This is a genomic window from Falsiroseomonas frigidaquae (genome assembly GCF_012163145.1).
Lineage (GTDB): Bacteria > Pseudomonadota > Alphaproteobacteria > Acetobacterales > Acetobacteraceae > Falsiroseomonas > Falsiroseomonas frigidaquae.
Genome location: NZ_JAAVTX010000006.1, coordinates 55,027 through 75,920, shown reverse-complemented (window position 1 = coordinate 75,920; position 20,894 = coordinate 55,027). Strand labels below are relative to the sequence as shown.

The 20,894-nt window shown below is 70.3% G+C and carries 17 protein-coding genes; 8 read left to right on the top strand and 9 right to left on the bottom strand.

What is annotated here, in order from left to right:
• Positions 1 to 2 precede the first annotated feature (2 nt).
• The 8 genes from HB662_RS19945 to HB662_RS19910 form a co-directional block, all read right to left on the bottom strand.
• A complete protein-coding gene (locus HB662_RS19945; RefSeq protein WP_168052036.1) occupies positions 3 to 1,460 on the bottom strand; it encodes an amidohydrolase family protein in 1,458 nt (485 codons plus the stop codon).
• A 112-nt stretch (positions 1,461 to 1,572) separates the two neighbouring features.
• Positions 1,573 to 2,616, bottom strand: coding sequence for a lipid A deacylase LpxR family protein (locus tag HB662_RS19940; protein ID WP_168052034.1), 1,044 nt, complete (start codon positions 2,614 to 2,616; stop codon positions 1,573 to 1,575).
• A gap of 100 nt (positions 2,617 to 2,716) precedes the next feature.
• Positions 2,717 to 5,761, bottom strand: a complete 3,045-nt coding sequence (locus HB662_RS19935) for a methyltransferase domain-containing protein (RefSeq protein WP_168052032.1) — start codon at positions 5,759 to 5,761, stop codon at positions 2,717 to 2,719.
• Positions 5,758 to 6,747 (bottom strand): FkbM family methyltransferase, encoded by a 990-nt coding sequence (locus HB662_RS19930; RefSeq protein WP_168052031.1) that lies wholly within the window; start codon positions 6,745 to 6,747, stop codon positions 5,758 to 5,760. Before HB662_RS19930 ends, HB662_RS19935 begins: the two co-directional genes overlap by 4 nt.
• Positions 6,744 to 7,940 carry a hypothetical protein gene (locus HB662_RS19925; RefSeq protein ID WP_168052029.1) on the bottom strand — a complete coding sequence of 399 codons (1,197 nt, stop codon included), beginning with the start codon at positions 7,938 to 7,940 and terminating at the stop codon, positions 6,744 to 6,746. Before HB662_RS19925 ends, HB662_RS19930 begins: the two co-directional genes overlap by 4 nt.
• Positions 7,933 to 8,601 carry an ABC transporter ATP-binding protein gene (locus tag HB662_RS19920; protein ID WP_168052027.1) on the bottom strand — a complete coding sequence of 223 codons (669 nt, stop codon included), beginning with the start codon at positions 8,599 to 8,601 and terminating at the stop codon, positions 7,933 to 7,935. Before HB662_RS19920 ends, HB662_RS19925 begins: the two co-directional genes overlap by 8 nt.
• Positions 8,601 to 10,226 (bottom strand): ABC transporter permease, encoded by a 1,626-nt coding sequence (locus HB662_RS19915; protein WP_168052025.1) that lies wholly within the window; start codon positions 10,224 to 10,226, stop codon positions 8,601 to 8,603. The genes HB662_RS19920 and HB662_RS19915 overlap by 1 nt, the downstream gene beginning before the upstream one ends.
• Positions 10,227 to 10,241: 15 nt before the next feature.
• The gene (locus tag HB662_RS19910; protein WP_168052023.1) at positions 10,242 to 11,564 is read right to left on the bottom strand and encodes a glycosyltransferase family protein; all 1,323 of its coding nucleotides are present in this window, start codon (positions 11,562 to 11,564) and stop codon (positions 10,242 to 10,244) included.
• Positions 11,565 to 11,864: 300 nt separating this feature from the next.
• Between HB662_RS19910 and HB662_RS19905 the strand changes: the two genes are divergently transcribed.
• From HB662_RS19905 to HB662_RS19890, 4 genes are all read left to right on the top strand, one after another.
• Positions 11,865 to 13,160: a glycosyltransferase family 4 protein gene (locus HB662_RS19905; protein ID WP_168052021.1), complete on the top strand. Its 1,296-nt coding sequence runs from the start codon at positions 11,865 to 11,867 to the stop codon at positions 13,158 to 13,160.
• Between the two features lie 99 nt (positions 13,161 to 13,259).
• Positions 13,260 to 14,108, top strand: coding sequence for a DNA-binding transcriptional regulator (locus HB662_RS19900; protein WP_168052019.1), 849 nt, complete (start codon positions 13,260 to 13,262; stop codon positions 14,106 to 14,108).
• Between the two features lie 196 nt (positions 14,109 to 14,304).
• Positions 14,305 to 15,246: a DUF6282 family protein gene (locus HB662_RS19895; RefSeq protein WP_209443394.1), complete on the top strand. Its 942-nt coding sequence runs from the start codon at positions 14,305 to 14,307 to the stop codon at positions 15,244 to 15,246.
• A 105-nt stretch (positions 15,247 to 15,351) separates the two neighbouring features.
• On the top strand, positions 15,352 to 16,308 hold the full coding sequence (locus tag HB662_RS19890) for a Bug family tripartite tricarboxylate transporter substrate binding protein (protein WP_168052015.1): 957 nt from the start codon (positions 15,352 to 15,354) through the stop codon (positions 16,306 to 16,308).
• A gap of 20 nt (positions 16,309 to 16,328) precedes the next feature.
• Here HB662_RS19890 and HB662_RS19885 read toward each other — a convergent pair whose 3' ends face one another.
• On the bottom strand, positions 16,329 to 17,213 hold the full coding sequence (locus tag HB662_RS19885) for a LysR family transcriptional regulator (RefSeq protein WP_168052013.1): 885 nt from the start codon (positions 17,211 to 17,213) through the stop codon (positions 16,329 to 16,331).
• Positions 17,214 to 17,308: 95 nt separating this feature from the next.
• On the opposite strand from HB662_RS19885, the gene HB662_RS19880 reads away from it, so the two are divergent.
• The 4 genes from HB662_RS19880 (at position 17,309) to HB662_RS19865 (ending at position 20,855) form a co-directional block, all read left to right on the top strand.
• On the top strand, positions 17,309 to 18,361 hold the full coding sequence (locus HB662_RS19880; RefSeq protein WP_168052011.1) for an NAD(P)H-dependent flavin oxidoreductase: 1,053 nt from the start codon (positions 17,309 to 17,311) through the stop codon (positions 18,359 to 18,361).
• Between the two features lie 84 nt (positions 18,362 to 18,445).
• Positions 18,446 to 19,624 (top strand): thiolase family protein, encoded by a 1,179-nt coding sequence (locus HB662_RS19875; protein WP_209443393.1) that lies wholly within the window; start codon positions 18,446 to 18,448, stop codon positions 19,622 to 19,624.
• Positions 19,621 to 20,079: a Zn-ribbon domain-containing OB-fold protein gene (locus tag HB662_RS19870; protein WP_168052009.1), complete on the top strand. Its 459-nt coding sequence runs from the start codon at positions 19,621 to 19,623 to the stop codon at positions 20,077 to 20,079. Before HB662_RS19875 ends, HB662_RS19870 begins: the two co-directional genes overlap by 4 nt.
• Positions 20,076 to 20,855, top strand: a complete 780-nt coding sequence (locus HB662_RS19865) for an enoyl-CoA hydratase/isomerase family protein (RefSeq protein WP_168052007.1) — start codon at positions 20,076 to 20,078, stop codon at positions 20,853 to 20,855. The genes HB662_RS19870 and HB662_RS19865 overlap by 4 nt, the downstream gene beginning before the upstream one ends.
• The last annotated feature ends 39 nt before the right edge of the window (positions 20,856 to 20,894 follow it).

Genomic DNA, 20,894 nt, shown 5'->3' with positions numbered 1-20,894 from the left:
GACTATCGCGCCGCGGCAGCGGCCATCTCCTCGGCCCGCGCCTGAAGCCGGGCGAAGACGGCCGGCGCCCCCGGATCTACCAGCCGCCCGTCGCGCTTGCGGAAGCGGCCATCCACCAGCACCGTCTCGATCTCCCCGGCCCCGGCCTGCAGCAGCACCAGGCCGGCCGGGTCGCTCAGCGGCGCGGTCAGCGGCTGGTCGGTGCGCACCAGCAGCAGGTCGGCACGCTTGCCAGGCGTCAGGCTGCCGGTCACGCGGTCCAGCCCCAGGCCGCGGGCGCCGCCGATGGTCGCGAATTCCAGCATCTGCCGCGCGGTGACCGGCGGCGTGGCAGGCACCCCCTGCCCGGCCGCCAGCGCCACCTGGTTGATCCGGTGCAGCTCCGCCGCCATCGCCACCCGCAATTGCGGCAGCAGCCCGCCACCGACCATCGAGGGGATGTCCGTGCCGACCGACACCTTCATCCCCGCCGCGGCGGCCTGGAACATCGCCGGGTGGCCGTGGCCCATCCGCATCTCGACCTCCGGCGTCGAGCACAGCATCACCCCGCGCTCCGCCGCCAGCCGGTATTCCTCGGCGCCATGCAGGTTGGCGTGGACGATCTGCAGCCGTTCGTTCAGCAGGCCCTGCGCATCCAGCAGCGCCAGCAGGCCGGGCTTGCGGTTGGGATAGATGGCGGCGCCGGTATGGATGGCGATCGGCACGCCGAGCTCCGCCAGGCGCTTCATATCCGCCAGTGCCGGCGCCAGCGGCGTGAAATCCGGCCCCTGCAGGCAGGTCCAGATCCGTACCAGCCCATTGGCCCGGGCCGCCAGCAGGCTGCGCGCATGGGCGATCATCCGGCCGTGGATCGCAGGCGCGTCGCCGCCCTGCGGAATGGGCGGCGCGGTATAGGCCAGCACGGCGCGGATACCCGCCGCGTCCAGCCCGGCCAGCGCGGCATCGGCATGGTCGGGCGACATCGTCTCCCGCGACCAGTCCATCACGGTGGTGACGCCGGCCGCGATCTGCTCCAGCCCGCCGGCATGGTCGGCCAGCTGCACATCGGCGGGCGTCATGCGATTGGAGTGTCGCAGCACGATGGTCTGGAAATAGCCGCCGAAGGAATGCTCGGTGGACCGGCCGCGCTGCATGGTCTGCGCCAGGTGGATATGGCCGTTGACCATGCCAGGCAGTGCGATGCGCCCCGCGGCCTCGATCACCAGCGCGCCGTCCGGCGGCGGAATGCTGGCGGCGATGGCGCGGATCTCGCCGTCCTGCACCAGGATGTCGCCGCGCGGCAGGTCGCCGATCGCCGGGTCCATGGACAGGATATGCGCGCCGCGCAGCAGGATGGGTTGGCCCACCGCATGGGGCTGGGCGGCGGCCGGGCGCGGCCCCGTCGCGACGAGGGCTGAGCCGGCCGCGGCCGCGGCGAACAATGCGCGCCGGCCAAGGCCGGAGGCTTCCATCTGGTTCATTGAGGGCCCGTTTCTTCCCGCCGCCCCGCCATGGGAGCCAGCCGGGAAACTCTGCCCGCAATCGATTGCAGATGCAATCGGTAAGGGGTTGCGGTACGCCGCAACCCGTCTTTCAGAAGCGGGCGGTGAAGCCCACCGAGCCGAAGCTCTGCAGCCCGCCGCGCTGGCCGTAGAACTCCTCGGTCCGCCAGACATGGCTGTAGGCCAGCCGCAGGCCCCGCCAATGCACCACGACACCCGCCGTCACATCGGCCACCAGCGGCCGCCGGTCGACGGAGGGGCCGCCATCCTGCCAGGTGTTGCCGTCGAGGAAGATGTCGCGCGCCACGGCGCGGCCCTGGCCGCCGATGAAGCCGTACCAGCCGAATTCCTCGCGCGGCTGGAAGAAGGCGGAGCCGACCAGCGCCGGGCGGATGCGCGGCGCGCCGTAATCCGCCTCCAGCCCCTGCCCCAGCCGGAAGGACAGGCCGGCGCCGGCATAGGTCGAGACATTGCCGAGCGCGACGGTGAAGGAGGGCAGCATGTCCGCCTGCAGCCCGCCCAGCTCCAGCGGCGCGGTCCGCAGCGTGCGCTCGAACACCAGGTTCAGCGCCAGCTCGTCCTTCAACTGGCTGTCCCAGCCCTTCGTCGTGTCGACGCGGATCGCCTCATGCACCGAATTCTGCACGAATTCACCCAGCGCGGCCGGGCCGACGACGCCGGCCTGGAATTCCAGCGTGCTGAGGGCGGAGCCGGTGTCGCGCTGCAACACCAGTGCGCCATACAGATGACCGGCATAGGGCCGGTCCCGCGGGTCCGGGGTGCGGAGCTGCGTGTCCTGCGGCGTATAGATCGCCTGCACCAGCCCGGCGCCCCAGCGGACCTGGCCGGGGCCAAGCAGCCGGGTGGCCTGCTCGTTCAGCCACCGCAGCGGGCTCGGCAGATCGGCGGAGGGGGAGCGCCAGGCGATCTGCAAACCACTGGAATAGTTCTGGTCCGTGCCGCCGAGCGTGTCGTTCTCGTAGTTGAAGGTCCAGCCCCCCAAGGGGTCGGGCGGCGGCGGCGTCACCTCGCCCACGGTCGGTGTCAGCGCGTCGGGCAAGGAGGGGAGAACACTCTGGCCCAGCGTTGGCAGGGGCGCGAGGAGCAGCGTCAGCAGCAGGGTGGCTTTGTGCATGCCGCGGTCTATCCATTACGGGTGGCGCAGGCAACGCCGCCACCCGCAACGAAGGCGCAACAGCTTCGGGATGAGGCTGTCACGAGATCGGCATCGCGCGTCAGACCATGTGCAGCGAGGCCGGGCTGCTCGTGGTCGCGGTCACGGTCACCCAGTCATGCCCGCCGACGAAGGCACCGACCTGGCGCTGGTTCAGGCCGATCACGCTGAACCCGGCGGCTTCCGCCAGGGCGGAGAAGCCGCGGGCGTTGAAGGCCCAGATGTGCTGTTCCGCCGGGAAGATCGCCTGCTGTTCGGCCAGTGGAGACCCGATCACCAGCATGCCGGGGTTCATCGCCCGGTAATCCGTCAGCACCGCCAGCGGATCGGGGCAATGTTCCAGCACCTCGAAGGCGGTGATCAGGTGGATCCGCCGCCCGGCTGCCAGGCTTTGCGCCTCCGCCACATCCCCCACCTCGAACCGGCAATGGGCATTGCCGAGATTGCCGGCGACGATGCGGGCGATGTCGATGGCCGGCGGGTTGAAGTCGAAGCCGAGGAAGCTGCACCGCCCGGCGATGTTCTGCGGCGGCTGCACGGCGTTCATGATGACGCCATAGGAACAGCCGGCATCCACCCAGAGAATCTCCTCCCCCGGATGCCGGTCGCCGAGCAGCCGCAACGCAAGCTCGATCTCCCGTGCCGCCTGGTTCAGCCGCGTCACATGGTCCAGCCCGCCGCGCATGGCGTCGAGCCGGGTGACCAGGTCGGGCGCCGGCTTCTGCGCCGCCATGGCACGGGCCTCACCGCGGTAGAAGTCGATATATTCGCGGAACGGCTTGGCCGGCTTGGGATAAAGCGGCGGCCGCGGCGCCTCCGGCCGCAGCCGCATCGCCAGCCCGGCGGTGCGGTTGGCCGCGAGGTCGAAGCGGACCCAGCCGGCGATCAGGGAGGTGATGCGGAAGGCGCATTCATGGGCGACCACCGCCGCCTGCCATTGCGCCGGAGCCCCCTCGGCCGCGCCAAGCTGCTGGGCCAGCGCCAGCAGCCGGCCGGTCAGCGCCGGATCCACCAGGCTGAGAGGGGTATCCTGCCGTTCGAGCATTCGCCGGACCCGGGCTTCCATGCCACCGGCCAGGGGCGGCGGTGGTGCCGCTTCCAGCATCAGCGTCGCCAGCTTCTGCCGTGGGCTGGCACTGCCCTCCAGCAGCGCCTCAAGGCCGCTCAAGGTCGCGTCGAGCTGCTGCAGAACATAGGCCGGGCCGAAATCGGGAAGCTGCGTCGCCAGATTCTCCGGCATCGTGGTGGCGATGCGCTCCAGCACCAGCATGAAGGTTTCCACCCGTTCTGCCCCACCCTCAAGGCGCATCGCCGCGAGATTGGCGACGAGAATGCCGTTGGTGCAGCCGATCAGGTGCAGATGCGGCGCCAGCAGCGGGTTGGCCAGCACCTCCCGCAGCCGGAAATCCTCGGCGCAGTGCAGCAGCAGCACCGCCTGCGGGAAGCGCCGGGCCAGCGCCGCCATCGGCGCGCCGCGGCCCGGAATCTCGAACAGGGTGGCGACCATGGCGAGCCGCCCGCCCGGCGCCGGCAGTGCCAGCGGCTGGCCGCGCCCCAGCTCCTCGAGGAAGCTGCGTCCGGCTGCGGCCCAGACATGGTCCGGGCGCACCAGCTCCAGCAGACCACGCAGGATCGGCAGGTCGAGCGTCAGGTTGCGGTGGGCCGGCGGCAGGGATGGCTCCGGCGGGTGGTGTGGCACATGATCCATCAGCGCCACCGGCGGCACATCGGCCCAGCTTTCGCCCGGCCAGAACAGCGCACCCAGCGTCGCCGGGCCGCTCGCGGCCTCGGGCAGCGCGGACAGGGTGATCTCACCGATCGCCAGCCCCTTCTGGCGCTTGTCGTTGATCTCGGGGTCCACATCATGGTGCGAACGGGTGAAGGGTACCTCCACCACCAGGTCGCGCAGCCCGTCGCCGGCATCCGGCAGGTCGAAGCGCGCGCGCAGCAGCGGCTGACCCTGGCCGTGATCCACCATCGGCGGGGCGCTGGGCTTCACGCCATCCAGCGTCAGCGCCACCTGGTCGACCATCGCCCAATCCAGCACCGAGACCAGGCTTATGCCGAGTTCCAGCTGCCGGAGCTGCGGCGCCCGCAGGCGGATGGTGGCGCGGCGGCCAGGGCCGGTCCAGCGGGACAGCGTCGCCCCCGCCCCTTCCCGCACATGCCAGCCCACCCCATCCAGCGCGGCCTCCATGCCGAAGCGGGTGCGGCCGCCTTCCAGCAGGGTGGCGACCAGCGCGGGGGATGGGCCGTAGTAGCTGCGTCCGGCGCGCGGCACCGGCGGCGCGGCCATGATCTCCTGTGCCGCCTCCCACAGCTTCCGGTCAACGCGGATATGGTCCTCGATCAGCGCCTCCACCTCCGGCGCCAGCGTGGCGAGCGGTTCGCCGGGGGCGACGTTCAGCGGACGGACGGAATCCGGCGGCGACCAGCCGAAGGCCTCGGCGATGCGGGCCATCCCGTCATCCAGGGTCTCCGTCGTGGCGACCACGTCGTAGCTTGCCAGGTTGGCCAGCGCCGTCTGCAGCAGCGTCGCCTCATCCATCATCTCGCTGCTGCCATGGCCGCACAGCATGCGGGCCTGGGCGTTGCGGAAATGCGGTTCGGCGAAGGGGATCGCCGCCTCCAGGAACTCACCGAGCGTAAGGCTGCGGGCGGCGAGGAAGGCGTCGCGGTGCGCCTGCGGCAGGTCCGCCATGCTGGAATCCAGGCTGCGGCGCCAATGGCGGTACTGGCTGATCAGCCTTTCCCGCGGTTCCCGCAGCACGGTGACAGTGAACAGCCGCTGGCCGGGCGGCAGGGCGGCGGCGATGGCATCGAGCTTGTCCTGGTCGAGATGGCTGCCGATACCCAGCGCGCGATAGGCCGGCACCACCTGCGTCAGCAGCGGGTCCGCCGCACCGCTGGTCAATGCCATGCGAAGCGTACTGGCGATCTCATGTTCCGCGAAACGCTGCGCCAATGCCGCGCCGAAGGCGGTGCCGGCGGTCTTCGGAATGTGCAGGAACGCCAGCCGCATCCCGGCGGCCCATCCGGGCGCGCGCAGGGAGGTTTCGCTGGTCAGCCCGTCCTGGGCACGCAGCGTGGTGATCGGGGCGTTCATCGGAAGGGGTCCTCCTCGGTCTTGATCCAGACGTAGTCGCCGTGCGGCGCGGTCTCGGTCATCGTGTCGTGGCTCAGCCGCGGCGAGACATGGATGCCGCCATCGGAGGCGAGCATCGGCTGCACCAGCCGCACGCCGTAGCCGAGCGCCGCCAGATGCCCCCACACCGCATCGAAGGCGGCACGCAGCTTTGGCGAACCCAGGCGGTAATGCCCGAACGACCATTCGGTGATCAGCTTCAGCCGTGGCGAGGCCCGCAGCGTCTCCAGCGCACCGAGCAGCGCGAAGGGCTCGGACCCCTCGATGTCCAGGTGCAGCAGGTCCAGCTTCGGCAGCGCCAGATGCGCCAGCACAGTGTCGATGGTGGTGGTGCGCGCGGTGAAGGGCAGCATCAGCCCCATGCCCTTGATCCAGCGCCCCTCCCCGTCCTGCAACTGCATGACGCTGGCGGGCGACCACAGCGCATCCGCGAAGCCGCCGCGCGCACCTTCGGAGGGCGGCACGCCTTGCGGCATGCTGCGCACCGCGCCGCCGCCGAGATATTGCGGGTCGAAGTGGAACTCGATGTCCTCGCCCGGCACCTCCGCCAGCGCGCGGGCGACGATCTCGGTATTGCCGATGCTGCCGTTCCAGTAGAGCGACTTCATCAGGAAGGGCAGGATATGCGGGTTCGGCTCGACGCCGATGACATGCCCTTCCGCCCCCACCAGCCGTCCGGCGAGGCAGACAAAATAGCCGAAATTGGCGCCGGCATTCAGGTAGGTATCGCCCGGCCGGAGCAATTCCTGCACCAGCCGCGTGGTCCAGGCCTCATGCACCCCATCGCGCGTCACGCCGATGGCGACGTCGAGGTTGAAGGCCGGCACCACCATGAAGCCGCCCCAGGCGGCCTCCACCAGCAATTCGCCCGGCCCCAGCGGCAGCACGCGCCGCCCCCTGTGGCCCAGTTCGGCGAAGGCCGGACTGCTTCGATCGAGGTAGCTCATGCCAGATGTTCCCTGAGTGCCCGCAAGGCGATGAGGCCGACGAACCACGCCAGCAATGCGCCGGCGAAGACGGTCAGCGTATTGGTGACCCGCATCGGGTAGATCGCGCGCTCCGGCGCCACCGGCCGCACCACGGGCGCGAGGTAGACCTGCTGGCGCGAGGCTTCGGTACGGGCGCGTTCCAGCGCGCCCATCGCGGCCTCATAGGCGCGCTGGGCGAAGATCGCCTCCGTCTCCACCGCCTCGAAGCCGCCGATGCTGTGGCTGAGCGTGCGCGTGCCCGGGTTGTGCTCGGTCAGCCGCGCCTGCACCGCGGCCACCTGCTGCTCCGTGCTGCGGATATTGCCGAGCAGTTGCAGCACCGGCGTCGCCGTGTCGCTCATCACCGTGCGCAGCGTGGCGAGCTGCCCGTTCATGGCGATCAGCTCCGAGCGCAGCCGCACCAGATGTTCCGAATAGGCCTGCGCGTCGCGCCGCGGATCGACTTCCTGGCTGCGGTCACGGAAGGCCTGCACGGCGCTGCGCGCGGCGGAAAAGCGGCGCTCTGCCAACGCCACATCACGCTCCGCCGCGGCCATCATCTCCCCCCGGCTGCGTTCGGACATGCCGTTCACCAGCGCCTCCGACGCCGCCTCCACCGCCTGCGCCAGCGCCAGCGCATCGGCCGCCGTGAAGGCGCGCACCTCGACCGTGACGATGCCGCTGGCGCGGTCGTAATAGGGCTGCACCTGGCGTCGCCAGGCGCGCAGCGCCGCCTCGATCGGCGCCGCCGGGTCGAGCCGCGCGAAGGGGTCCGCCTCCGCCCGGCCGAGGATGCCGCGCACATCGGCATGCAGCGCCACGGCCAGGATGGCGGCGCGGCTCTGCAGATGCTGCACCACCGCATAGGCATCCGTGCTGCCGGCCGCCGCGCCCGCCAGCATGCCAGCCGGCAGCGCCGCACGTGACGGGTCCGCCGGCCGCACGGCGAAGCGGATATCCACCGCGAACTGGTCCGCCGCGCCATGCACCTGCCAGGTGCCGAAGCCGATGGTCGGCAGCAGCACCATCAGCACGAAGCCGAGCCACAGACCCGGCCGCGCGGGCTTTCGCGCTAGCTTCGGCTGCGGACGCGGCGGCGTTGAGGGGCGCTCCCGCTCCGCCGCGCGCACCATCTCGGCCACCGGCGCCGATCGCCGCACCGTCTCAAGCATCGGCCACCCCCATCAGTTCGGAATATCGCTCCAGCGCCTCATCCACCGTGTCGAAGGCGATCAGCTCGCCGCCCGACAGGATCGCGCAGCAGTCGCACAGGCTGCGGATGGTGTGGCTGTTGTGGGAGACGAGGATCAGCGAGGCATGACGCAGCCGGTCGCGGAACGCGGCGACGGACCGGGCGCGGAAACGCGCATCGCCAACCTCCGTGATCTCATCCACCAGGTACACGTCGAAATCGATGGCGAGCGAGGCGCCAAAGGCGAACTTCGCCGCCATGCCGGAGGAATAGTGCTCCAGCGGTGCGTCCAGCTCCGCCGCCATCTCGGTGAAATCGGCGACGGCGCGCACCATTGCCGCCGCATCCAGCCCGTAGATGCGCGCCAGGAAGTGCAGGTTCTCCCGCCCGCTGAGCTGCGGGTGGAAGGTGCCGGCGAAGCCCATCGGGAAGCTGACGCGGCCGTGCCGGTGGATGCGCCCGGCATCCGGCGGCTCCGTCCCCGCGATCAGCCGCAGCAGGGTGGATTTGCCGGCGCCGTTCGGGCCCAGCACGCCGACCTTCAGCCCGGCCGGAAAGGCGATGGTCGCATCGCGCAGGATCGCGCGCCGGCCACCATCCGCCGTCCGGTAGAATTTGCTGACGCCGTCGAGCAGCACCATCAGGCGGGCCGCCGCATCTGGCGCGCTGTCGCCGCGAACAGCGCGGTGCCGGCCAGCAGGCTGCCGATGGTCCACTGGAACAGGTAGGGAATGTCGAGGAACGGGCTCTCGTAGCCGTGGAAATAACCCTGACGCATCCATTCGGTGACATGCACCAGCGGGTTCAGCAGGATCAGGTTGCGGATGTCCTCCGGCATGTCGAGCGGGTGGTAGAAGACGCCGCAGGTGAAGTACTGCACGCGCAGCATGGTGGGCCACAGCTTGTCCCAGGCCGAGGTGAAGCTGGAGACGACCATGTTCACGCAGGCGATGCCGAAGGACAGCAGGAACAGCACCAGGTAGCAGGCGACCATCGCCGCCGGATCATCCGGCAGCTTGCCCACGCCCATTGCGATCAGCAGCAGGAAGGTGATGGCGGCGACGACCAGGTCCGTCACCGCCGACAGCACCGATTTCGCCGCGAGTATGTCGAACAGCCCGACCGCCGGCACCAGCAGCAGCGTCCGGCTGGTCGCCGGCAGGTCCATCGCGCGTTCCGTCATATGCGCGAAGAACAGGAAGGACAGCACGCCGGTCATGTAGAAGGTCAGCATGGTGTCGCCGATCGGCGGCTGGCTGTCATGGCCGAGGAACAGGAACACCGCGCTCAGCAGCAGCACATGCGACAGCGGCTCGACCAGCGCCCAGGCGTAGCCGAGGCGGCTGTGGCTGAACATCGTCCGCGTCTCGCGCAGCAGCAGCGCATCGACGATGCGGGCGCGGGAGGCCAAGGCTCGTCCGAGCGGCGGTGGCGGTGGTGGTACGATATGCTCGGGCAGCCGCGCCCAGCCAGCCGGCACCGCAGGGCGGGCGACGGCCGCATCGCCGGGCCGCGCCGCCGGAAGCTCCGCCGCATGCGCGGTGCGGATCTGTTCGGCATGCGGCGCGTGCAGCGCGGAAAGCCGCGCCGCCCGGTTCGCCGCAGTGATCGCCTCCGCCGTCTGGCCGAGGTCGAGCAGCCCGGTGGAGGCCAGTCGCCAGCCCTGGTGCGATTGCGGCTCCGCGCCGATGGCGCGCCCGGCGGCGAGCAGCGCGGCGCCCGGCTGGCCGGCGCGCAGCAACAGGCCGGAGAGATGCTCCATCGGCTCCGGCGCCTGCGGTGCGGCCTCGGCGGCGATGCGCGCGGCCTCCAGCGCCTGCGCCTCCCGCCCCAGCAACATCCAGGTGCCGGACAGCGCGCGGGCGACCATGGCGCTGCTGGCCTGGCCCTGCCAGGCGGGCAGCAGCAGCGCCTCCGCCAGCCGGTGCCGGCCGGCGACCAGCACGAGAGAGGCGAAATGCACGCGTGGCACCTCATCCGCCGGGTCGTGCGCGGCACCGAGCAATGCGGCCACCAGATCCGGCCCCGGCCCGCCGACCGGCAGCCCGAGCTCGCGCAGCGCAGCCTCCAGCCCAGGCTGGTCGGCGGCCGGCAACATCTCGGCCAGCGCCGCGCGACGGTCCAGCAGCAGCAGCGCAAGCAAGGCCGCGGCCGGCTCCGGCGTCTCCCAGGCCTCGTACAGCCGCGCCGCCTGTTCTGGCACTCCGGCCTCGATCGCGGCGCCAATCGCCGCGAGAGGCCGCCGAGCATTTTGCTCCGCCGCCATGCCTGCTCCTCCCCGCTAGAAGTGGACCGCGGCGGGTGGCGCCGCTTGGGTGAGCGGCTGAGTCGCGCAATCCCGGCCTACCGGGGCTTCGGCCGGTGGTGCCATGGGTGGCGCCATGCCGGGCGGCAGGCTGACGCGCAGATACAGCGCGGCATTCGTCGCGGTGTCATGCGTCAGCCGCCGATCGGCGGGTGCCGGGGGCGAGCCGGCCTCGATCCGTCGCGCCAGCTCGGCGAAATTGCCGATATCGAAGAACTCGACGCGGTCGGGGTGGTAGCGGGCGAATTGCAGAAAGGCGCGGGTGCGGGAGGCGATGACCCGGCAGCCCATCTCCAGCGCCATCGCAATCGGCCCGCTGCTGGATTGGCCGACCTCGAGATAAGGCAGCACTACCGTGTCGCACAGCGCCATCGCGGTCATGAACTGCGCGTCGTCCAGCACGCCCATGAAGTGCAGCCGGTCGTGCAGATCCTGCGGGTGGCGCGCCAGCAACTGTGCGGCGGAGCCATCCAGCGCCAGGCTGGTATTGCCGCCATCGCCGCGCAGCGTGTCGATCACGCTCTGGCCGATGCGGCCTTCGGCAAGCAGCTTGGTGATGTAGGCATCGCGCGGCTGGTTGCGGGCGATGGCCTGCGGGTGGATGCCGCCGAAGACCAGCAGATGGTGGTCCTCCGGCAGGTAGCGCAGCGCCTCCACCGCCGTCTCGAAGCCCTTGTAGGGCGACAGGAAGCCGAAGGTGCCGATCAGCTTCGCGCCGGGCGGCAGGCGCTTCATCATGGGAAACGCATCGCGCGTCGCGCTTTCACGGATCGCGGCCGCGGTTTCCGGCGCCACGAAGGACAGCGGGTGGTGGTGGACATCCGCCAGCCGGTGCACATCCCGCAGCAGGCGCATGTCCCGCCGCGTGTGGGTGATGACATGCACGGGCTTGCGGCGCTGCTGGCGACGCAACTCCGCATAGATGCCCTGCGACAGCCGCCTGCTGCGGATGCTGTCGAGCAGCGCCAGCGTCGCGGCACCGAGCCGCAGGCGCCGGGCCTGCTGCCAGATCTGGGCAAAGGGAACCGCCGCCTCGTCCAGGATGGTGTGGAAGGTGACGGACAGGCTTGGCGCCGCACGTGTCAGGATACGGAAACGTCGCGCAATCTGGGATGATGTCCGGCCGAGCGTGCCGTGCTCGAGCTGGATATTGACGCTATCGAATTTTGCGATCTTTCGAGCGATATTTTGGATATGCGCATCGGCCAGCGCCTGTACGCGCCGATGCGTGCTCCGCAGCAGGTACTGGTCCAGGTCGAAGACCTGAACCTCCATAGTGCCACACAGCTGCTGCTCCAAGGCCCTGGTATATCCTGCGATTCCGCAAAGCTCGTCATAGGTGCTGACGATCGCCAGGCGCGGCCGATGCCCCATGCGATGACCCGAGGGACCGGTTTTTGATCCGATATGCACAGCCGGTGCGTTCCTGTTTGCGTTTGTTCAGCAACTCAGGGTAGATCGATACACCTTTGCGTCAACGCTTTGCAAGAGTGTGGACACGGTCATGTACAACCAGAGCGCGGCTTCATTCGTCTTCCACAACCTGCATCGTACCTTTTTTGATGTGGATCGTCCGCGGATGGGATGCGGGGAAGCGGCATGACCGTCCCGGCGCTGCAACTTCTGGATACACCGGCTCGGCCGCGCGGAAGCCTTGTCCTGCGCGTCCCGCCCCGCCCGCGGCCGCGGGCAGATGGCGCGGCGCCGATCTGGCTGGATCTGTCGCGCCTGCTCTGGCGCGTGTTCCGCGGCACCCTGACCGGTGTGGATCGGGTCGAGCTTGCCTATGCCGAGCATCTGCTGATGGAGGCCGGGGACCGGCTCCGCTTCATCGCCTTCGACTATCGTGGCGGCTTCGGCCTGCTACCGCATGCGCGCACCTCGGCGCTGGTGCGCGCCGTTGGGCCGGCATGGCAGGCCGGCACCCTGCCCCGCCTGGCGCCGCAGGCGCTGGCCCTGTTCGCCGGCAGCCTGGCGCATTGGCGCGCGCCACCGGCGCTGGCACAAGGCGCGCCCGCGCCGGTCTATCTCAATGTCTCACACCATCCCATGGCGCATACCGAGGCGGTGGCCTGCCTGCTGCGGCGCAGCGGCGCGCGGCTGGTTCCGCTGGTGCATGATCTGATTCCGCTGGACTGGCCGGAATATGTGGCTACCGCCGAGACGGTGCGGCATCGGCGGCGGATGCGGACCATCAGCCGGCATGCCAGCGCCGTGATTGCCAATTCCACGGCCACCGCGGCGCTGCTGCGACCCCTGCTGCCGCCCGGCCTGCCGCTGCTGGCCGCCCCCCTCGGCGTTGCGCCCCGCCGCGCCGCGCCGCTGCCAACCGGCCTGGGCGACACGCCATTCTTCCTCTGCCTAGGCACCATCGAGCCGCGCAAGAACCACCTGATGCTGCTGCATCTGTGGCGCAGGCTGGCGGAGGCTACGCCAGGGCCGGTGCCGAAGCTGGTCATCGTCGGCAATCGCGGCTGGGACAATGAACAGGTGCTGGACCTGCTGGACCGCTGCGACCGCCTGCGCCCGCATGTGCTGGAGATGGGCCGGGTTTCGGATGGCGTGGTGGCCGGGCTGATGGACCATGCGCGCGCCCTGCTCATGCCCTCCTTCATCGAGGGTTTCGGCCTGCCCGTTGCCGAGGCCCTGGCGCGCGGCACGCCGGTGCTCTGCAGCGACATCGCCGCGCACCGGGAGATCGGCGGCCAGGCGCCTGAGTTCCTCGACCCGCTGGACCTGCTGGCGTGGCAGCGGGCGGTCGAGGACTATGCCAGCCCCACGGCGCCCCGGCGCGCGGCACAGCTGCGGCGGATTACGGGATGGGAAGCGCCGGACTGGCCCAGCCACATCGACGCGGTGCTGGGCCTGGTGGATGGCCTGTCGCCGGTCGAGTGATTTGGCGCAGCGGTCGGCGCGCCGGGCCGGCCTGCTCCGCCACATCGGACGCCCCGGCGCATCTTGCGGAGGATTGATGGCGGATCGAGCATGCCGGCCATGCCCTCCTACAAAGCCGTGCAATCCGTGCTGCGCGCCCTCAATGTGCTGGAGGAGGTGAATCGCCGGCGCAGTGTCAGCATCGCCGAATTGCACCGCGCCACCGGGCTGCCAAAGCCGACCCTGGTCCGGCTGCTCGAGACGCTGGTCGCCGCCGGATACGTCGCCAGCGGTGCGCGGCTGGACGGCTATCAGGTCACCTCCCTGGTGACCAATCTCAGTGCCGGCTTCCATGGCGGGCCGCTGGTCGTCGAGGCCGCGCGGCCCTCCGCGATCCGCCTGACGCAGCAGCTGAAATGGCCGGCCGCCGTGGCGGTGCCCGAGCAGGACGCCGTGGTGATCTGCTTCAGCACCATTCCCGACAGCCACATGGCCCCCATCCACTCCACGGTCGGGCTGCGCCTGAGCCTGCTGGGACGCGGGCTTGGCCGCGCCTACCTCGCCTTCTGTCCGGCGCAGGAGCGCCAGGCCCTGCTGCGCATGGTGGCCGCGCGGCCGCCCGGCGAGGATCATCCACCCGACCTGATGGCAACAGCCCGATCGATCATCGCGACGGTGCGTCGGGAGGGCTTCGCGGAACGCGACCCGCAGGTCGAGCCGCGCAACTCCAATACCGTCGCCATGCCGATCCGGGAGCGGGGTCGCGTCGTCGCAACGATCGGGATCGGCTTCTACCGTTCGGCAGTGCCGGAGGCGACGTTGCGGGACGAGATCCTGCCCGCGTTGCGGGCGGCCGTGCGGGCGACGGAACGGCAGCTTGCCATCCTGCGCGCCGGCCCCGGCGCCGACTGCGTTTCACCTGATGAAATGGCGCAGTTCATTCCGCCCCGCTCCCGGACGTCGCGATAATCTCCTCCGGCATCGCCAGCTCGGGCGCTGCGAAGGGAGAGGTACGCTCAATGCAGCGCGCGCGGATGCTCGGCGAAGCACGCGACGGCCACGGCCCGCGGTCAAGCCCGCGCAGCATCGACGGCGCGCTTAGCGCCTGCGGATGCCCGGATGGCGCGGCGGCACCGCTACCGAGAACCCTGAAAGGAACAGCATGATGAGCACGCCCTCCGTCGAACGCGACGCCGAGATCGCGGAGTTGCTGGTCGGCGCCGTCGACCTGCACTGCCACAGCGGCCCGGCCGCCATGCCGCGCATCCTGGATCATCATGAGGCGCTGCTGGATTGCGCTGCGGCCGGATTTCGCGCGCTGCTGTACAAGGACCACTTCTATCTCGGCGTCGCCCATGCGGCGATCCTCGAGAAGCTGTTTCCCGAACTGGGCGTGAAGCTGTTCTCCGGCATCGCGCTCAACAACGCCTCGGGCGGCATCAACCCGCATGCGGTGGACCATGCACTGGCGATCGGCGCCAGGATCGTCTGGTTGCCGACGCTCTCGGCGGCCAATCACATCGACCAGATGCTCGGCCATGCCAGCACCTTTCCGAAGACCGCGCGCAAGATGCTCGATGCCATCCCGCTGCGCGCCACCGACGCGAATGGCCAGGTGAGCGATGCGACCAAGCAGGTGCTGGATCTCGTGGCGGAAGCCGATGCGATCCTGGCGGGTGGTCACCTGGATGCGGCCGAGCTGATCAAGGTCTTCGAGGAGGCGAAGCGCCGTGGCGTGAACCGCCTGCTGGTCAACCATCCGGGCTACCTCATCGGCTGCACCGATGATGACATCCGGGCGCTGGTCGGGATCGGCGCCTATATCGAGCACTCGATCTGCATGTGGATCGGCGGCAAGGCGCGGTTCACCGCCGCGGACATGCTGCACATGATCGAGGTCGCGGGCGTCGATCGCACGATCCTGTCGTCCGATCTGGGCCAGCAGAACGCGCCGCGACCGTTGGAAGGATTCCGCGGCATGGTCCGGATGCTGCTCGACCAGCAGGTGTCCAAGCCGGATCTTCGCAAGCTCGTCGCGACCAACGCCGCGACGCTGCTCGGCCTTGAGCCGGCCGCTGGATCCGGCGGGCAGACCGCAACGGCCTGACCGGTACGGCCTGACCCAGCAAGCGGCGATCAATGCCCCAGCTTGGATAACACAACAGGATAATCGGCCGCTGAAGGCCGGAACCCCGAGGAAGGAACCGTCGAAATGTACAGGCGTCGAATGGCGAGCCTTGCGGCTGGGCTCATGCTGGCCCCGGCGATGCGCGCGAATGCCCAGGCACGGGACACCGCCTGGCCCAGCCGGCCCATCAGGATCATCGTCGGCTTCGCGGCCGGCGGCGTCGCGGACATCATGGCGCGGCTCATGGCACCGAAGCTTTCCGAGGCGCTGGGCCAGCCTGTCGTGGTGGAGAACAGGCCGGGTGCGGGCAGCATCGTCGCCGCCGCGGCCACCGCACAGGCGGCGCCCGACGGCCACACCATCATGCTGTCGGCGGAGACGCTCGCCATCTCGCCTTTCGTGGCGCCGAACCTTCCCTATCGCCCGCTGACTGATTTCGCCTTCATCACCCAGTGCGGCTATTTCGACCATGTCATCGTGGTCGGGCCGAACTCGCCGTTCCAGACCATCGAGGACATGGTCGCGGCCGACCGCGCGCGGCCGGGCTTCCTCACCGTGGGCGGGGTCGGCACGCCGCGGGTGGACAAGCTGCGCGTCCAGGGCCCGATGTCGATCGAGCCGGTTTCCTTCCGCACCACGCCCGACCTGCTGGCCGCCGTGTTCAACGGCACGGTCGATGCCGGCATCGATGTCATCGGCCCGACGCTGCCGCTCATCCAGTCCGGCACCGTGCGGCCGCTGGTCACGACCGGGCGGCACCGATCATCCATCCTGCCGCATCTGCGCAGCGCGACCGAGGCCGGGCTTGGCTATGTGCACACCAGCTTCAACGGCATCATCGGGCCGCGGCAATTGCCACCCGTGATCGTCGATCGCCTCAACCGCGAGTTCCACGCCATTCTTCGCGACCCGGCGGTCATCGAACGCTTCGTCAGCCTTGGTGTCACGGCACAATTCGGCACGCCGGCCGAATTTGCCGAGATGATGAGAGCCGAGGTGGAGGTCTGGAAATCCGTCATGCCGCAGCAGTCGCCGGTCTGATCGCCGCGCCGCCATCCGGCTCAGGCGCCTGGGCTGGCCGCTGCCTGCAGGCTCATCTCGTGCAGCAGCCAGCCGGAGAACATCACCGCCTCCGGCCTGACCCGCCCGGGCGGCAGCAGCAGCCAGTAGTAATCCTCGGTCGCCACCGGCGTGTCGGCCAGGGCCACCAGCCGGCCCTCGCGCACATCCTCCTCGACCAGCATGGGGGCCGCGATGACCAGGCCGATGCCCTCGATCGCGGCCTGGATCGCCAGGCTCGTACTCTCGAAGGCGACGGTGCGGCTGGGCAGCGCGGTGCCACTGGCGGCGCCCCAGCTTGCCCAGTCGCGTGGCCGCGCCAGGCTGAGCAGCAGGGTCGCCTCCCCGAACCGCCCGCCCAGCGCCGCCGCCACCGCGGGCGAACCGAAGGGCGAAACGGTGTAGCGCTGCAGCCGCGTCGCCCCGGGCACCGGGCTGGAGGCCGCGCCCATGCGCACCGCGACATCCACCGGGTCGCTGGCGAAATCGACCGGCAGGAGGGAGGTGGTGACCTCCACCGAATGGTCGGATTGCAGCCGGTAGTAGTTCGGCAGGCGCGGGATCAGCCAGCGCAGCGCCCAGGTGGTGTAGGCGCGCACCCTTAGCGACCCGGCGGGCGGCCGCAGCAGGGCCTCCGTCGCGCCCTGCAGCAGCGAGAACCCCTCCGCCAGGGCGCTGGCATAGCGGGCGCCGGCTTCGGTCAGCACGATGCGGTTGGCACGGCGCGCCACCAGCGCAACGCCGAGGCGCGCCTCCAGCGACTGGATGCGCTTGCTGATGGCAGGCTGGCTGACATTCAGCCGGGCCGCCGCCCGCGTCAGGCTCACCGTCTCCGCGACCAGCGAAAAGGCGTGCAGGTCGTCCAGCGGCGGCAGCCGGCTTGTCATGCCGCAGCCTAATCCTGGCTTGGCCTAGCCGTCAAACTGCGCGCCTGTCGGCCGCGCGGCGGCGGGCCCATGCTGCCGGGCGGAGGAAACCAGCCATGCATGACGGGCCCGCCAGGCCGCCGGGGCAGCGCGCGCCGCTGTTCAGCACCGCGATCACCGAGCTGTTCGGCATCCGCCACCCGGTCCTGGCCGGCGGGCTGATGTGGCTGGCCGATGCGCCCTATGTCGCGGCCGTGGTCCGGGCCGGGGGCATGGGCTTCATCACCTCCCGCTCCTCCGCCGACCTGCCGGCCTTCCGGGGGCAGTTGCAACGCTGCCGGGAGTTGGCTGGCGGCCTGCCCTTCGGCGTCAACCTCTCCACCTCCCGCCATACCGCCGTGCCACTGATGGACTACCTGGACGCCGCGCTGGCGGCGGGCGTGCGGCATTTCGAGACCGCGGGCCGGGCGCCGGCGGATGATCTGATCCGCAGGATCCGCGATGCCGGTGGCATCGTCATCCACAAGGTGCCGACCATCCGACATGCGCTGAGCGCGGAACGGCTGGGCGTGCATGCGGTGGCGCTGGTGGGCATGGAATGCGGCGGCCACCCCGGCATCAACACGGACATGCCGGCGACGCTCGGCGGCGCCATCGCCGCCGGCCGCCTGCGCATCCCCTTCGCCATCGGCGGCGGCATCGGCACCGGCGGCCAGGTGTTGGCGGCGCTGGCGGTCGGTGCCGATGCGGTGGTGATCGGCACCCGCTTCCTGGCCGGCACAGAGGTCAGCGCCCACCCCGCCTACAAGGCGCGGCTGGTCGCGGCCGGGGAGGCGGACAGCGCCGTCGCCTTCGCCGGCAAGCCCGCGCTCGGCGGCGCCTGGCGGGTCCTGGACAATGCCACGCTGCGCGAGGTGCGGCGGCGAGAGGCGGCGGGGCTGACGGAACACGCGGATTTCGCCGACCTGCTGGCCGGCAGCCTAAGCCGCGACGCCTGCTACCGCGACGGCGATGTGGAGCGCGGGATGCTCTCGATGGGTGCAGCCGCCTGCTTCATCGATCGCGTGGAGCCGATCGGCGCGATCATGGACCGCCTGATGGACGAGGCCGCCGCGGCGCGCGACCGGCTCGGCCGGCTGGCGCCTGAGCCAAACCAGGGGTTGGTCTAGGCTGAGACATTAGGCTCTGTCGGCGCGGCACCGCGCCGGCGCAGCATCATGGACGGGAGAAACGACAGATCATGAGGAAACACCATGCCGGCTGATTTTGCGCCGAGCACCGACACGCCGGGCCTCAAGGCGCCCGGCCTGCAGCAGCCCTGGGCGATGCGCGACACCGTGGCCTTCGCCGGCATAGGCACCACGCGCTACGGCAACTTCCCCGAGACCGATTCCTACGGCCTGGGCTGCGAGGCGCTGAACGCTGCGCTCGACGATGCCGGGCTGAAGCCGGGCGATATCGATGGCCTGATCGTCAATCGCATGCCGTCCTACGAACGCTTCGCCGAGATGATGGGCATCAACCCGCAATACTGCCTGCTGACGGAGGCGCCCGGCCGGTTCTCCGGAGTGTCGCTGGCGCTGGCGGCGCAGGCCATCGCCACGGGCGCGGCGAAGACCATCGCGCTGGTCTACGGCAACAATGGCCGCTCCGTCCGCATGATGTATGGCGGCGGCGACAGCCAGTGGAGCCCCTGGGGCATGACCAGCCCGGGTGCGATCCACGCCATGATGTGGCAGCGCCACATGCACCAGTACGGCACCACGCATGCCGATCTCGGCTGGGTGGCGGAGGCCTTCCGCCACCATGCCTGCCTGAACCCGGATGCGGTGATGCATGGCCGGCCGATCACGCGCGACGACCACGCCCGCGCGCGGCCGATCTGCGAGCCGCTGAAGCTGCTCGACTATTGCCTGATCAACGATGGCGCCGTCGCCTGGATCCTGACCAGCGCGGAGCGCGCGCGGGACATGAAGCGACCGCCCGTGCTGCTGTCCGGCTATGCGCGGCAGGACGCCTTCCATTACGGCAGCGCGCCGCCGGATGATTTCTGGCAGCCGACGCTGGGCGCTTGCCAGAGCGTCTACGACCGCGCCGGCATCGGGCGGGAGGATATCCAGGGTCTCGGCATCTACGACAATTTCTCGCCCACCGTGCTGTTCAGCCTGGAGGGGCTCGGCTTCTGCAAACCTGGCGAGGGCGGCGATTTCGTCCGGGATGGCACGCTGCAACTCGGAACCGGGCGCTGGCCGACCAATACCTCCGGCGGACATCTGTCCGACAGCTACATGCAGGGCTGGGGCATCATCGCCGAATGCGTGCGCCAGCTGCGCGACGATTGCGGCGACCGGCAGATCCCGAATGCCCAGGCGATGCAATACATCTGCGCCACCAACATCGCGCAGAGCCTGATCCTGAGGAGGGATGCATGAGCCTCGCGACCCGCCCCGCACCGGTCGTCGACAACTGGAACCGGCCGTTCTGGCAAGCCTGCGGCGAGCGCCGGCTGATCCTGCAGCGCTGCACCGCGACCGGCCGCTGCTTCTTCCCCCCTGCCCCCGTCTCGCCCTTCACCGGCCGGCCGGAATGGGAATGGACCGAGGCATCCGGCCAGGGCGAGCTGTGGTCCTTCGTCGTGTTCCACCAGAACTACTTCGCCGGGATGAAGGACGAGATGCCCTACCCGGTCGTCATGGTGAAGCTGGATGAGGGTCCGTTCCTGCTGACCAACCTGGACGGCATGACGGCCGCCGACGCGCGCATCGGCATGCGCCTGGAAGTGCGCTTCCCCGGTGGGCCGGAGGGTTTCCTGCTGCCGCAATTCGGTCCCGTGGAAGCGCCCCCCATGGAAGCGTCCGTGGAAGCCCCCGTGGGTGCCGCCGCATGAGCGGCCCGATCCTGGTCACCCGGCATGATGGCTGGGCGGAGATCCGCATCGATCGCGCGGCCAAGCGCAACGCCATGGACCGCGCCAGCCGGCAGGGCCTGCTGGCCGCCTTCGCGGCGTTGCGCGGCGAGGTGCGCGCCATCGTGCTCACCGGCACCGGCACCGCCTTCTGCGCCGGCATGGACCTGAAGGAACGCGAGGCCGACCGCGCCGCCGGCATCGAGGGCGCGGGCGATGAATGGATCGCCGTGAACATGGCGATCCGCGCGCATCCGGCGATCTTCATCGCCGCGGTGAACGGCCTGGCGCTGGGCGGCGGCGCCACGCTGCTGAATGTCTGCGACATCGCCATCGCCAGCACGGAGGCCAGCATCGGCTGCCCGGAGATGGGCTTCGCCACCTATCCCGGCATGGCCGGCCCGGCGATCCAGCTTTCCGGCGTCAGCCGCAAGCGTGCCGCCTGGCTGGTGCTGACCACCAACCGCATCGACGGCGCCACGGCGGAACGCTGGGGCATGGTGACGGAGGTGGTGGCGCCGGAGGCGCTGCTGCCGCGCGCGGCGGAGATCGCGGCGCAGGTCGCCCGCTTCGACGGCGTGGCGCTGGCCGAAAGCAAGAAGGCGCTGGACCGCATCCCCGCCTTCATCACCGACTGGCAGGAAGCCATGGACCACGGCCAGATGGTGAACCTTACCATCCGGGCGCAGACCACGGCGCAGGCCGAGGGCAATGCGCGCTTCGCGGCCGGGATCAAGAACCCCGGCCAGGGCGCCTGAACACGCCGGGCCGCCCGCCGGCGGCCCGCCACGCCACCC